13 protein-coding genes are annotated in these 12758 nt (G+C 54.0%); 7 read left to right on the top strand and 6 right to left on the bottom strand.

Annotated elements, in window-relative coordinates; translation table 11 throughout:
• Nucleotides 1-75: 75 nt before the first annotated feature.
• Nucleotides 76-2112, top strand: a complete 2037-nt coding sequence (locus JJD41_RS22970) for an ATP-binding protein (RefSeq protein ID WP_234489074.1) — start codon at nucleotides 76-78, stop codon at nucleotides 2110-2112.
• Nucleotides 2113-2159: 47 nt separating this feature from the next.
• On the opposite strand, the gene JJD41_RS22965 is transcribed toward JJD41_RS22970, so the two are convergent.
• From JJD41_RS22965 to JJD41_RS22960, 3 genes are all read right to left on the bottom strand, one after another.
• A complete protein-coding gene (locus JJD41_RS22965) occupies nucleotides 2160-4265 on the bottom strand; it encodes a caspase family protein (RefSeq protein WP_200669907.1) in 2106 nt (701 codons plus the stop codon).
• A gap of 152 nt (nucleotides 4266-4417) precedes the next feature.
• Nucleotides 4418-4564, bottom strand: coding sequence for a hypothetical protein (locus JJD41_RS25880; RefSeq protein ID WP_370583945.1), 147 nt, complete (start codon nucleotides 4562-4564; stop codon nucleotides 4418-4420).
• A gap of 44 nt (nucleotides 4565-4608) precedes the next feature.
• Nucleotides 4609-7050 carry an SLBB domain-containing protein gene (locus JJD41_RS22960; RefSeq protein ID WP_200669905.1) on the bottom strand — a complete coding sequence of 814 codons (2442 nt, stop codon included), beginning with the start codon at nucleotides 7048-7050 and terminating at the stop codon, nucleotides 4609-4611.
• A gap of 98 nt (nucleotides 7051-7148) precedes the next feature.
• Here JJD41_RS22960 and JJD41_RS22955 point away from each other — a divergent pair, with 98 nt between their 5' ends.
• Together JJD41_RS22955 and JJD41_RS22950 are read left to right on the top strand one after the other, a co-directional pair.
• On the top strand, nucleotides 7149-7487 hold the full coding sequence (locus JJD41_RS22955; protein WP_200669904.1) for a nucleoside triphosphate pyrophosphohydrolase: 339 nt from the start codon (nucleotides 7149-7151) through the stop codon (nucleotides 7485-7487).
• 141 nt (nucleotides 7488-7628) lie between these two features.
• Entirely contained in the window at nucleotides 7629-7979 is a 351-nt protein-coding gene (locus tag JJD41_RS22950; protein WP_200669902.1) for a hypothetical protein, read from the top strand.
• A 193-nt stretch (nucleotides 7980-8172) separates the two neighbouring features.
• Here JJD41_RS22950 and JJD41_RS22945 read toward each other — a convergent pair whose 3' ends face one another.
• Both JJD41_RS22945 and JJD41_RS22940 read right to left on the bottom strand, forming a co-directional pair.
• On the bottom strand, nucleotides 8173-8814 hold the full coding sequence (locus tag JJD41_RS22945) for a hypothetical protein (protein WP_200669900.1): 642 nt from the start codon (nucleotides 8812-8814) through the stop codon (nucleotides 8173-8175).
• 66 nt (nucleotides 8815-8880) lie between these two features.
• Nucleotides 8881-9777: a tetratricopeptide repeat protein gene (locus JJD41_RS22940; RefSeq protein ID WP_200669898.1), complete on the bottom strand. Its 897-nt coding sequence runs from the start codon at nucleotides 9775-9777 to the stop codon at nucleotides 8881-8883.
• Between the two features lie 87 nt (nucleotides 9778-9864).
• Here JJD41_RS22940 and JJD41_RS22935 point away from each other — a divergent pair, with 87 nt between their 5' ends.
• Nucleotides 9865-10098, top strand: a complete 234-nt coding sequence (locus JJD41_RS22935) for a hypothetical protein (protein WP_200669896.1) — start codon at nucleotides 9865-9867, stop codon at nucleotides 10096-10098.
• 7 nt (nucleotides 10099-10105) lie between these two features.
• On the opposite strand, the gene bioU is transcribed toward JJD41_RS22935, so the two are convergent.
• On the bottom strand, nucleotides 10106-11092 hold the full coding sequence (bioU, locus tag JJD41_RS22930; RefSeq protein WP_370583944.1) for a (S)-8-amino-7-oxononanoate synthase BioU: 987 nt from the start codon (nucleotides 11090-11092) through the stop codon (nucleotides 10106-10108).
• Nucleotides 11093-11595: 503 nt separating this feature from the next.
• Between bioU and JJD41_RS22925 the strand changes: the two genes are divergently transcribed.
• The 3 genes from JJD41_RS22925 to JJD41_RS22915 are packed head-to-tail and all read left to right on the top strand — an operon-like array spanning nucleotide 11596 to nucleotide 12702.
• Nucleotides 11596-11805 (top strand): DUF2997 domain-containing protein, encoded by a 210-nt coding sequence (locus JJD41_RS22925; protein ID WP_168571545.1) that lies wholly within the window; start codon nucleotides 11596-11598, stop codon nucleotides 11803-11805.
• 46 nt (nucleotides 11806-11851) lie between these two features.
• A complete protein-coding gene (locus JJD41_RS22920; RefSeq protein ID WP_200669894.1) occupies nucleotides 11852-12238 on the top strand; it encodes a DUF1257 domain-containing protein in 387 nt (128 codons plus the stop codon).
• Nucleotides 12238-12702 carry a ferredoxin gene (locus JJD41_RS22915; protein WP_168571547.1) on the top strand — a complete coding sequence of 155 codons (465 nt, stop codon included), beginning with the start codon at nucleotides 12238-12240 and terminating at the stop codon, nucleotides 12700-12702. The genes JJD41_RS22920 and JJD41_RS22915 overlap by 1 nt, the downstream gene beginning before the upstream one ends.
• Nucleotides 12703-12758: the final 56 nt, after the last annotated feature.

The following is a 12758-nucleotide window of genomic DNA, read 5'->3' as shown; positions in this document are numbered from 1 at the left end:
ATCGGCTAAAAGACAAGACCGAAAAACTGATACTAAGTGCTTTTAGTATTTGTAGATCGCAGATCGGGTAAAATCATGCAAGAGGCAAGAAACATGGAGATCGATACAGCCGTACCGCGCGATCGGCGCTCCCGTCATCATTCTAAAGAAGTATCCCCAGGCGTATCGTCGTCCGTCTCCTTGTCAGGGAGTACCACCGTCGCCACCGTAGCGAAACCACCGGAACAGACTCAATTCTTGCGGTGTATCGAAGCGGCGGAAGACTTGCTGATCCAGTACGACGGGCGATCGCGCTATTCGTGGGTGAACCCGACGGGGGCCGCGCAACTGGGGATCTACCCCTCCTCGGCGATCGGCAAAACCAATGGGGAACTATTTGGTCAAGCGGGAGAAGCCCTCGATCGCGCCCTCGCACGGGCGATCGCCACCGGGGAAAGTACCTCGATCGCCCAAGAACTGGCGACCACAAAAGGACGACAAACGTACAACTTTGTATATACGCCCGTGCGCGACGACGCCGGAGAAATTTGCGGGGCGATCGCCATCGGTAGAGACCTGGGACGCCTGAACGCGGATTCTCGATCCGATCCTCCGCCCCATTCGGGACAAGTCGAAGTGGCGTTAGAACAAGCCGAATCCCTGCAAGATGTCAAAGCGCAAGCGCGCGAACTCGCCAACGCCCACCAACGCCAGCACGCCTTAGCCACGACCATCGACAACATCCGGCGATCGCTCGATATCGAGACGATTTTCAACACGACCACTCAGGAAGTGCGACAACTCCTACAGTGCGATCGCGTCGCCGTTTATCGCTTCAACCCGGACTTTAGCGGGATCTTCGTCGCCGAATCGTTCGCCGAAGGCTGGAAAGCCCTCGTGGGGAACCTTCCGGTGATTGCGGACAGCTACCTGCAAGAAACCCGAGGCGGACGCTACCGCCATAACGAAACCGTCGCCGTCGCCGATATTTACAACGCCGGACACGCCCAATGTCACGTGGAAATGCTCGAAAGTTTCCAGGCGAAAGCCTACGCGATCGTGCCGATTTTCCACGGCGAAACCCTTTGGGGACTGCTGGCGGCGTATCAAAATGACGGCCCGCGCCAGTGGGAAGCTTACGAGGTCGAACTGCTCGCCCAGATTGGGGTTCAGTTCGGCGTCGCCATCCAACAAGCCCAATTACTCGATCGCACCCAACGCCAGAAAGAAGAACTCACCCAAACCCTCAACGAGTTGAAACAAGCTCAAACCCAACTGATTCAATCGGAAAAAATGGCGAGTTTGGGGCAACTGGTCGCCGGAATTGCCCACGAAATTAACAATCCGGTCAATTTTATTTATGGCAATCTCACCTATGTCGGCGAATATATTCGCGATTTGCTCGAACACGTTCAATTGTACGAGCAGTATTATCCCGATCCTCCAGAGGCGATCGCCGAACACGCCGAAGAGATGGAATTGGAGTTTTTGTGCGAAGATTTGCCGAAAATTCTCGGTTCGATGAGGGTCGGCGCCGATCGCATTCGCCAGACCGTGATCTCGTTGCGGAATTTTTCCCGCCTGGACGAAGCGACGGTCAAAGCGGTGGACCTCCACGAAGGACTCGACAGTACCTTACTGATTTTGCAACATCGCCTGATCGACCCGGCCCACGGTCCGAGTATCGAGTTAGTCAAAAATTACCGCAAGTTGCCAAAAGTCGAATGCTACGCCGCCCCCATCAATCAGGTATTTATGAGCTTGTTGGGGAATGCGATCGACGCGATCGAGTCCCATTTTGCCAGTCAGGGGGATTCAAACAACGGCGAACGGGTCAAACCGAAGATCGTTGTCGAAACCGCTCCCCTGGGTAAGGATCGCGTAGAAATCCGCATTCGCGATAACGGTCCGGGAATGAGCGAAGCCGTGCGATCGCACATTTTTGAACCCTTTTTCACCACCAAACCCGTAGGAAAAGGCACCGGATTAGGATTGTCGATCTCCTATCAAATTATCGTCGAAAAACACGGCGGTCAGATCGAGTGTCACTCCCAACCCGGCGAAGGAACCGAGTTCGTGATTCAATTGCCGCGATCGCAAGGCGGTTGTGAGGGAGTGGGACATCCGGAGTAAGCGGTCGTAGGGGCGGCGGCGGGCAAGATGCCCGCCCCACGGAGGGTCTATCGATCCAAGCGTTCGAGCAGTTCCTTCGCCGCCGGATAAGCTGCGGTATCTTGGGGAACGAGCTGTGCGGCTTGAGTGGCGGTAGAGAAACGGCGACGACTGGCGCGATATTGGGCGATTTGTAAGATCGTGTCGCTCCAGCGCTCGATTAAGGTGCGCGCTTGCTCGTATTGGGGCTGTCCCGGCGTAATTTGGCGGGCGAGGGCGATCGCGCGGTTGTAAGACGATGCCTGTCCCCGCCGGACCAGAGATTGCGCTTCTTGCAAGATTTCCCGATTTTTCTCGGCAGTTTGCGCCTGTCGTTCCCATTCAGGCATCCTGACTTGTACTTCTTTTTGTAATTGCGGGCGGTCTTTCGGGACTAAATTACCCGCCGCGACGGCGCCTTCGTAGTTGCCTTGTTGGGCGCGACTGATGGCAATATCGAGAATGACGGCTCCCCAGCGATCGATATCTTTCTGTGCTTGGTCGTAGCGCGGATCGTCTTGCGGAATTTCGCGGGCTTCGGCGATCGCATAGCCGAATTGATGGGCCTGAGCGGGTTCTAGCGGTGCCAGCACGCGATCGAGGTCTCCTCCCGTTTCTCCAGGGCTACCCGTGGCTGTATTGTCTTGGTTTCCAGTCGGGGCTGGGGTTTGAGGGGTAGCAGCAGTGGTGCCATTGTTATTCCCAGTAGCAGCAGTAGCGCCGTTATTCTCCCCAGTAGCAGCAGTGGCACCGTTATTATTCCCCGTAGCAGCAGTAGCGCCGTTATTCTCCCCAGTAGCAGCAGTAGCGCCGTTATTCTCCCCAGTAGCAGCAGTAGCGCCGTTATTCTCCCCAGTAGCATTGGTTCCAGGGGTTGCAGGGGTTCCGCTATTGCCAGCCGTTCCCGTCGTCGTCGTTCCGATCGCCCGAACGGGTTCGCCGTCACCTGTAACTTGCTCGGTTGGCGTTTCCTCTTGCCCCTCGGAATTGACCATTTTGACTAATTCCGGCCAAAACAGACCTAAAAGAATGATGAGAGCGACTAAACCGCCCCAAAATAGCCAACCTGCAATGCTGTTATTGCGATTTTCCTCATCGTCGTTGCTGTCGAGGGGGGCGGGAGGAGGTTGGATAGTATTGCCAACGGGAGAATAACCCGTATTGTCGATATTCGGATCGGCCCAGCGCGATCGCCGTTCCCGTTCCGGGTCAAAATAAGGCAATTCAATACTGTGTGTATTGCTGGTGGTCTGGGTGGGGGCAGATGGCGCCAACTCCTCGCGAGGGGGCAGGTCTACATCGTCGTAATCCGAGTGCGTCGCCATCACGGGTGCTACTGTCGGGATGGCGGCGATCTCGCGATCGCCTGCATTCATAGCCCCCGCCATCACCAGTTGGCGCGGGAGGAAGACCAATTGCAGTTTTTCCGGGGGATTGGCGATCGTTAAGGGGTCTTGACGGGGGCGACAGTGACGCTCGCATAATTGAGGGAGACGATCGCGCAAGAGGCGATCGAGACTTTCGAGGTTTTCCACGTCCCCGGATCGCAACGCTTCCAGCAAGGCGGCGGTAAAGAACCCGTGTTGTAGCGCCCCGGTTTCGCGCGAAAATTGTTCGTGCTGACAGGACAGGATCGTGGGAATTTGCATTTCTCGGGCCAATTCCGCCGTCGATCGCCCGATTTCTTCCCCCGCACTGGTTCCCATCGCCCGATTCATATCGAGGACGACGAGAATTTTATCGGTGGGACAGCCGTTAAAGGCATTGTAGAGCGATCGCATCGAAATGCCCGTCGCGCCTATATCGTCGGGGTTCCCGTCAATGGGCATCAAGTAGTCTTCGCCGCGCCAGGTGACGCCGTAACCGCTAAAGAAGAACCACAAGACATCGTCGGATTGGAGTTGGCGATCGCAAAATTCCTCGATCGCGTCGCCGAGGTTGGCGTGAGTCGGATAAATCAAATTACTTTGCAGTTCGATAGAACTGTCGGTCACCAATAAGGTGCGTTCCCCTGCAAATCCGCGATTTTGGAGTAAAAATCGTGCCAGTTCTTCCGCGTCTTGCTTGGCGTATCCTAAAGGCTGTAAATATTTATATTCGTTAATCCCAATAAAGATACCTGCATGAGTTGTCATGGTCGCTTCCCCACTCGTATTTAAAAATAGAAAGATTCAACCCAATTTTAAGGCGATCGAGCCGACCTGTACGCGAATCCTATCCGACCGTCGTGCTTCCCCATTTGAGAAGACGACGAATGCTGAAATCGTAGCGTCGATCGCCCCAGAATTCAACGAACTTTCAGCGATCGCAGACGATTGAGGGCTACCGACAATTCAAAGCGGTGAAATTCGGCCAAATCTCCCTCGGGAAAAGGGGTTAACCAGTCCAACCCTTGGCGATGGATGTCTTCGGCGAGCGATCGCCGCCCGTCGATCTAATAAACAAGACGTATTCGCCGTGGAGAAGCGCGATCTCCGGTTACTGCAAAATCCTCAAGAAATTAAAAATCGAGAAGAAACTGCCAATCGGTCGGGCAACTTCTCCCACCGTATCGGTGACCTTCGCCAAGCCGGAGCGATCGACGACGATCGCATCGTTATTGCGTAAAATAGGGTTCGTATCATCATTGGGACTGGCGTTCAAATCCACCTCGACATTGCGACGCGAGACCGTTCCATTCGCATTGAGACGAATTAACTCCACTTCCCCGGTACTGGCGCGATTGCTAAAACCACCTGCAGCTAATAACGCTTGATTGAGTGGGGTATTGGGCGGAATTTCCACCAATCCCGGCTGTGCCACTTCACCGACGACATTGACGTTAATGCGATCGGGCGAAAAACTCGCCGATGCTAATTCCGTCGCTTCCGCCGCCGTCAACGCCGTCGCTTTGGGAATCACGATCGTATCCCCGGGTTGCAACGCCACATCCTGGCTGACATCTCCCGCCTGCAACAGTTGCCACAAATCGACCGGAATCCGTTGTTGACTCCCTTCGCGGGTGCGTCGCAACACCTCGATCGCCCGAACGTTAGCCGAGAGGGTAATTCCGCCCGCTTCTTCGATCGCCTGGGTAATCGTCGGTAAGTTACTTCCGCCGCCACTCCCGGGATTTTTCCCCACAATCGTATGGGTTCCGGGACGGGCCACTTCGCCGACGATCGCAATATTAATCGGTTTAGCCGGATCGGCGGCAAAACTGGCATCGGCAATTAACGCCGCATCTTCCGGACTTGTATAACGCGCCGTGGGAACGACAATCGTATCCCCTTGTTGTAAAATCACGTCCTGACGCAAGTTTCCGGCGCGCAACAACAACCACAAATTCACCGCGATGACCTGTTCGCCACCGCTTTTCGTCGGTCGCCGGATCTGCACGTTGCCCAAATCTGCGGATTGGGTAATCCCTCCCGCCGTTTTCAACGCTTGGGTAATCGTCGGAAAGGCGGTGGTTCCGTCGGAATTGCTGCCTTCTCCCTGAACGATATGAGTTCCGGGACGGGTGACTTCTCCAACCACGGCAATTTTTAACGATTGGGGCGTATCCGCCGCGAAACTCGCCGTCGCCAGTTGGGAGGCTTCCCCGGGATCTGCATATTCCGCCGTGGGGATAAAAATACTGTCGCCGTCGCGCAGGGCCAAGTCTTGGGACAGATTCCCCCCTTGGAGGAGATCCCAGAGGTTGACCGTGACAATTTGGCTGCGTCCGCGATCTTCACTGCGGCGGATTTGCACTTGTCGTAGGTTGGCGGTTTGAGTAATTCCCCCCGCCATTTCGATCGCCTGGGTCACGGTGGGATATTGGGGACTGTCTTCGAGAGAAATGCTGTAAGACCCGGGACGGCTGACTTCTCCGGCGATCGCCACCCGTAGGGGTCGCGGTTTGGCGAGGGTCACCGTCATCACGGGTTGGCGGATGTAATAGCCATATTTAGCGGCGATCGCATCGGTCGCTTCGTCGATGGTCATCCCTTCAATTTGGACTTTCCCGATTAACGGTAAATTGACCGTTCCATCGGCTAACACCAAGGTTTCGCCGTTATATTCCGGCGCGGTCAACACGTCGAGGCGAATGCGATCGCCCGATCCTAATGTATAAGTTTCAAAAACATTCTGTACGGGGGCAAAATTGCTCGGCGTCGAAGCGGGAGGCGGTGGCGGTGCAGTTTGCGGCGGCGCTGGCGGCGGACTGGCGGCGGTTTCCGTCAGGCGCGGCAACGTGCGATCGGCCACGGGTCGATTGTCCAGTCGTCCCGTTATCACTAACGCCCGATACACTAACGCGGCAATATCGGCGCGGCTGGCGATTTGGTTGGGGCTGAGGTTGGGAATATTAGGATTGGTGGTAATTAATTCGTTATCTAATGCGGCGATCGCACTCTCGCGCGCGTAATCGGGAATTTGCGAGGCATCTTGAAAGGCATTGTTTAAAATCGTGCGATCGGAACTGCGCACGGGTAAATTCAAGCCGTTGACTAAAGACACCAAAACTTGAATCCGCGAGATTTTTTGATCCGGTCGGAAATCCCGGTCGTATTTACCCAAAAAGCCGGATTCGTAAGCAAATTGAATCGCTTCTCGCCCCCAGTGATTGGGCGGAACGTCGGCGAATTCAATGCTATAATTGCTCGCCCCATTTGCAAACGCCCGTTGCAGAACTGCCGCAAATTCGGCGCGGGTCACGGCGGCGTTCGGCTGAAAGCGCCCGTCGGGAAAGCCACTCATGATCTCGCGTTCCACTAAAGCGAGGATGAAGCTTTGCGCCCAGTGATTTTCGAGGTCGTTAAAACGGTTGACTTGGGCGCTATTGGCGATAATGGGGGCGTCGCGGCGATCGCCTGAAGATGCGAGAGCCGTGGTGGAGATGCTTTGAGTGGCAAAGGCCGCTAGAGTTAAAAGGGATAAAGTTTGAAGTCGCATAGATATCGACGCTGAGCCAGGACGGGAGAGTTTCGCTATCTACAGATACTTGGATTGTGTTCGTCATCGGGAAGAAGGTATCTACGCAAAGCTATTTTATGAAAAAATACTATAACAAGCTGGTGCGCGATCGCATTCCAGAAATCATCGATAATGCAGGCAATACCTGCGAAACAACGCGTCTCAATCCTGAAGACTATCGCCAAGCTTTAAAACAGAAGATCCTCGAAGAAGCCCGCGAAATTGCAGACGCCCCACCGGAAGAATTGTTAACTGAAATCGCCGATTTATACGAAGCGATCGACGCCCTTTTAGCAGCCCACGGGCGATCGCGAGAAGAGGCGATCGCCGTCCAGGAACGCCGACGCCAGGAACGCGGGGGATTCGAGGAACAAATTCAGCTCGTCTGGGTCGAACGTCACTCGCCGCCAGGATAAATTTAATGCCTTCATCCCCAAAAAATCAGTTCCGAGGCGCTGTTTCCTGCTTTTTTAACGATGAATTATCCGATCGCGATCGCCTCGGAATCTACTTTTGGGAAGACTCTTTTCAGAATCCACTTTGCGGAAAATACATTGATGAAACCTGCGATCGAACGATCGCCGCTTCCCTTTTCCCCGACATTCCTGCTTCGATTAGCAACGATCGCCGCCAGCGCGTTACTCGGCGTCCGGGGACTCCCCGAACCCTTACTCGCCGTTGCGACCCCCGAGAACGAGACAAACGTCGTCCAAAAAATCGCTCAATCCACCGAAGCAGACGACGCCACCCCCCTAGGGAAAGGAATAACCACGGGAACGATCGCCCCGGGAGAAACAAGAGCGTACAAAGAATTGAACTGCGTGATTCAAGCCAGTAATCTTTCCTCAAAGCACCATCGAATAAGCTTTTCACTGGTGCGCTCATCTCGCCCGCCTCTTTATTCCTAAATCTGTGGCATAAGCTTCGATCTTATAATCGAGCGCTCAAACGATTCTCTAGAGATGACCACACTTATTCGAGAAGTGCTATAAAAATGATTGATTATGGCGCTCGATCGCCGAGAGTTAATAACGATCGCCCCGAGTTGTACGTCCCTAAAAGAGTTGCGAGCGCGCTTAAACGGCTGCTAACACGATGATGTTAAAAATTCCGGTTAAAAGAAAGTTTAAAGCCGGGATTCAAGGCTTGATTTCTTTCTAAATTAAAGGAATTGAGAAAGCGATCGGCGTCGCTGGGGAAGGTGCGATCGCTGCTCGATGCGACTAAAATGACGTAGAGGCGCGGTTCGACCCAGTAAATGCGAGTTTTAACAATGCCTTGAGTGCTTTGCACTTCAAATTCTTTTCCGGGATTATTTTGGAGGCTGATCCGCCGTTCTTGACGCAATCTCCCATTTTCGACGTTCCCGACTCCGCCATCGCGAGCGGCATCGAGCAGTTGGTCGATTTGCGCGGGAGTGAGCGAGTCGGGAACGTTAGGGAACTCGATATAACCGACTCCGTAAGCAACGTTACCGTTCTCTTTTTCTAACATGAACATGCGGGAATCGCCGTTGTTACCGCTTCGATTTTCTTCTTCGGGGATTCCCGGCATCAAAATCGAGAAACGGCGATCGGGAGAGGTAAATTGTTGCCATTCTCCTTGTGCGAACAGGGACGAGATCGAGGCTACAGAAGGAGCGATCGAGGATCGAACGGGAGTGGAGCGGGCGGGAGTGGGGGTAGCCAAGGCGATCGCCAGCACGCTTGTGAGAAGGCCGAGCCGTTGAAAACGAGGGGACATCGATGCTGTTCTCCATAGATGTTTTTCTATTGTAGACGCGCGCGGCGATCGCGGCAGGAGGCACGATTAGGGTTGTGCCATGCGCTCGATTTGCTTTTCGATCGCTCCTGCAGCTTGAGTATCTCCAAGTCGTTGAAAAATTGCCAGTGCGGATTTTAACGAGGCGATCGCCTCTTCTTCCCGACCCAAATTTCCGTAAACCGTTCCCAAGTTCGAGCGGGTAATCGCTTCGCTGCGTTCGATCCCGAGTTCTTCAAAAATCTCTAGAGCACTTTGGAGAACTTCGAGGGCTTGGTCGTACTGTTCTAATTGAGTGTAAGTGACCCCTAGATAGTCGAGCAGAATTGCTTCTTGCTGGCGGTCTTCGATTTCGATGGCGATCTCCAACGCCGAGCGATACATTTCTAAGGCTTTGTCGTAGTCTTCGCTATTGCGGTACAGTCGCCCTAAGTTCCCTAAAACAATACCTTCCGAGCGCCGCACGCCCAATTCTCGGAAAATGGCCAAGCTCTCTTCATGGGACTCGCGAGCGGCCTCGATATCGCCTTGTTCTTGATAAACCAGGCCGATATAGTCGAGTACGATCGCCTCTTGTTGGCGCTCTTTGAGGTCGCGGGCGATCTTCAAGGCGCGATCGTAAGCGTCGAGGGCTTCGCTATAGCGCCGTAAGTTATCGTAAACGCGACCGATGCGGGTCAGGGCGATGGTTTCCCCAACGCGATCGCCGATTTCTTGGGAAATGTTTAAAACTTCTTGGAATTTGTCCAATGCTTCTTCAAAGCGCCCTTGACGGTAGAGGTCGAACCCTTCTTCGTAAACTTGAACGGCTTGATTGGCTCGTTCTTCGGCATTTTGGACGATCGAGGGGTCGAGAGGATTGGCACCCACCCAGGGACTGAAGGTCCCTTGACCGAGCAGGACAATTCCGGTCAACAAACTGGCGGTTCTCAAGGAACGAAACATAAAAAGATTCTCCTATGGCCTGCATCTTCAATCGTAGACTCGAATCCGGGAGCAAACGTTATCGACTATGCGATCGCCGTCGGACTTGTGCGATCTCACTTTTTTAAAACCGAGAAAATTAAATTTGAAACGATCGCGAGATGGTCTGGCGGGCAAGAGACTCGCTCTAGAGCGGCGAATGACGATCGCCATTCCGGGATCGAGCCGGATCCGAGAACGGCGATCGTCAAGCCGTTATTGGTTACTCTGTTAGTTACTACGTGCGAAATTGTGGCAGACCGGAGGCGATCGCCCTCGGTTGCGGTTTTAGCCCAGTTTTAGCCCAGTTTTAGCGCACGAACTGGGGCATGACTTCCGCCGCCGTATACAAGCCGTACAGTCCGCGCCGATGCAAAGCGATCCCCGCTTTGAGATAGCCGAACGCCGGACCGCAAACATTTGCCGCCATGCTGGTTTCGTCGCCGAGGGTGAAGGTATGGCTCGACTGCTTGCCTTCAAAGGTGCGCCCGGTGATGCGAACGTTGGTGCTTAAGGGTTTTTTCGGGTTGCGGGTATCGACGACGCCGCCGACGGTGACGCGATCTCGCGGGCAAATCCCGGCTAATTCGAGCATGATATCGTCGGCGTGTTCCATATTTTCCAGGGTAATTTTGCCGTCGGTGCGATCGAGAAGTTCTTCGACTTCGGCATCGCTCATCGCCATCGCCGTATCCACGTCATAACTGCTCATGTGGGCGATATCTTCTCGGATCGTGGCGCGGTAGGCATCCCAATTAGCAATCCCGACGCCGAAGGTAATTTTAACCTCGTGGATTTCGGCATAACTTTGGGCGGCGATCGCCGCCGCCGCCGTCAGCAGTCCGGGGGTGGCGCCGCAGCCGCTCATATACGCGATCCCCGCTTCGGCGAGTTCGTCTCGCAAGGCGAGCATCTGTTCGAGGGCGCTGGTCCGTTTGAGCGCGTCCACGAGAACCCCACGCCAGCCCGAAGCGATAAATTGCCGGACGACGGACGCCATAAAGGTATTGGGCAAGTTCGGCAGGGCGAGGAAGTAGCCGTCCACTTGGGGGGCGCGCGCCAGTAATTCGGCAATACTGTCGTGGGCGAGGACTCCACCGGGTTCGAGATGGCCCAGGGAACCTCGATCTCGGTAGATTTGGATGCACTCGTCGGGATTCAAGCCTTCGGGGTTGTAGGCATAGCCTTGTTTGTCGGCAGCCGCCACCCAAATCATTTCCCGTTTGGGGGCGAGAACGCGACTGGCAGCCTGTCCCAAGCCCCCGAAGCCCAAAACACCGATTTTGAGGGGTTGCATGGGGTTGGCATCGGAAGCGGGGGTCGGGTGTTGAGAACTCATGTGCTGGACACTCATCGCGGATTTTTTTGAAGTCAACAAACCTTCATTATCTCTCCCGATGCGAACCCGAACCCAACGGCGATCGCCAAAAAATTGCCCGACTGTCCCCGGAAGCTGAAAAATGCTCTGTCGATCTCAAGGATTGTAAACGACGATCGCGAGTTCGCTAGCGGGTCGGCTCGGCTCGGCGACGGCGACGATCGTCGATTGATTCGATTGAGTGGCGCTTGCAGCCTAGGCTTGACGGATTGGGGAAGTTAAGCGAAACTGAATCGAAGATTGAGTATGATACTCTGATAAGTAATAATTTTTGTTAACATCTGACTCGAAATGATTCAGTTAGTCACAATAAGTTTAATCCGGACTAACTGTGCGTCGAGTCTCCCGGCCAGATTTTTCGTTGAGGCATCCCTGCAAAGGAGATGTTCCATATTGGTATATTCTCTAGCATCGCTAAGCGGATGGAAACACTCGAATTTATTATTTATCCCGATGGCCGCGTTCAGGAGAAAGTCACTGGCATAGTCGGTGCCTCTTGTGCGGAAGTCACGGCAGCGATCGAAGCGCAACTCGGACAAGTCCTCCATCAAGAAACGACGTCCGAATATTTCAACACCACCGTCGAACAGTCGGCCAGCGTCCAAGCTCGGGCGGCTTATAGCGATTGGTAAATGTTTTTCCGGTTGTCCATTTAGTTTCGTTGATTAGCAAGCAACTATGTCTCATTTCAGCCAAATCAAAACCCAAATTCGTAATTTAACATCTTTGCAAGCCGCTTTAACCGACATGGGGATCGACTGGAAAGAAGGTCCCAGAGCGGTACGCGGCTATAAGGGTCAAACGTATCAAGCCGAAGTGGCGATCGAACAAGAAAACGGTTATGACCTCGGTTTTAGCTGGAATGGCGAGCAGTACGAACTCGTTGCCGACCTCCAGTTTTGGCAGCAGCCTTGGACGGTGAATCGGTTTATTAATGAAGTGACCCAGCGCTACGCCTACCAAACCGTCGTCGGCGAAACGAGCAAGCAAGGGTTTCAAATTGCCGAGCAGCAGAAAAATGAAGATGGTTCGATTCGGGTCGTGTTGCAACGCTGGGGGGGATAATGACGGACTTGACTAACTCTGAGATCGCCGATACGCCAGAGCGTTCGGGTCTGGAGCCAGAGTTAGGCGGTCTTCTGCGCGATACTCCCGATCGCACGGGTTTCGAGCCGGAATTGGGTGGAAGCCTACGCGAAAAAGGGGTTTACGTAGACGAACCTACCTGCATTGGTTGCAAGCACTGCGCTCACGTCGCTCGCAATACGTTCTACATTGAGGAGGATTACGGGCGATCGCGCGTCATCCGTCAAGATGGCGACCCGGAAGACGTGATTCAAGAGGCGATCGATACTTGTCCGGTGGATTGCATTCACTGGGTAGACTATCGCGAACTCAAGCAACTCGAACAAGAGCGGCAATATCAGGTCATTCCGATTGCTGGATTTCCCGCCGAACAAGGGATTTCTTCGGTCGCCACCCGTCGTAAGAAAGAACGAGCGAAGAAATCTAAACCTCGAACTCTTTAGCGGTGGCGATAGGGGTGGCGCCTTCTTCCCGAAACATGGCTAAAAACAATCCCCAA

The organism is Oxynema mangrovii CENA135 (assembly GCF_016632315.1).
Classification (GTDB): domain Bacteria; phylum Cyanobacteriota; class Cyanobacteriia; order Cyanobacteriales; family Laspinemataceae; genus Oxynema; species Oxynema aestuarii.
The sequence above is the reverse complement of the archived record's forward strand: the minus strand, read 5'-3'. Positions and strand labels throughout refer to the sequence as shown.

What these genes read in the sequence shown, in the direction of transcription:
- JJD41_RS22970 (WP_234489074.1), top strand. Translation starts at nt 76, where the DNA reads ATGCAAGAGGCAAGAAACATGGAGATCGATACAGCCGTACCGCGCGAT.
- JJD41_RS22925 (WP_168571545.1), top strand. Translation starts at nt 11,596, where the DNA reads ATGGAAACACTCGAATTTATTATTTATCCCGATGGCCGCGTTCAGGAG.
- JJD41_RS22920 (WP_200669894.1), top strand. Translation starts at nt 11,852, where the DNA reads ATGTCTCATTTCAGCCAAATCAAAACCCAAATTCGTAATTTAACATCT.
- JJD41_RS22955 (WP_200669904.1), top strand. Translation starts at nt 7,149, where the DNA reads ATGAAAAAATACTATAACAAGCTGGTGCGCGATCGCATTCCAGAAATC.
- JJD41_RS22965 (WP_200669907.1), bottom strand. Translation starts at nt 4,265, where the DNA reads ATGACAACTCATGCAGGTATCTTTATTGGGATTAACGAATATAAATAT.
- JJD41_RS22915 (WP_168571547.1), top strand. Translation starts at nt 12,238, where the DNA reads ATGACGGACTTGACTAACTCTGAGATCGCCGATACGCCAGAGCGTTCG.
- JJD41_RS22960 (WP_200669905.1), bottom strand. Translation starts at nt 7,050, where the DNA reads ATGCGACTTCAAACTTTATCCCTTTTAACTCTAGCGGCCTTTGCCACT.
- bioU (WP_370583944.1), bottom strand. Translation starts at nt 11,092, where the DNA reads ATGCAACCCCTCAAAATCGGTGTTTTGGGCTTCGGGGGCTTGGGACAG.
- JJD41_RS22950 (WP_200669902.1), top strand. Translation starts at nt 7,629, where the DNA reads ATGAAACCTGCGATCGAACGATCGCCGCTTCCCTTTTCCCCGACATTC.
- JJD41_RS22940 (WP_200669898.1), bottom strand. Translation starts at nt 9,777, where the DNA reads ATGTTTCGTTCCTTGAGAACCGCCAGTTTGTTGACCGGAATTGTCCTG.
- JJD41_RS22945 (WP_200669900.1), bottom strand. Translation starts at nt 8,814, where the DNA reads ATGTCCCCTCGTTTTCAACGGCTCGGCCTTCTCACAAGCGTGCTGGCG.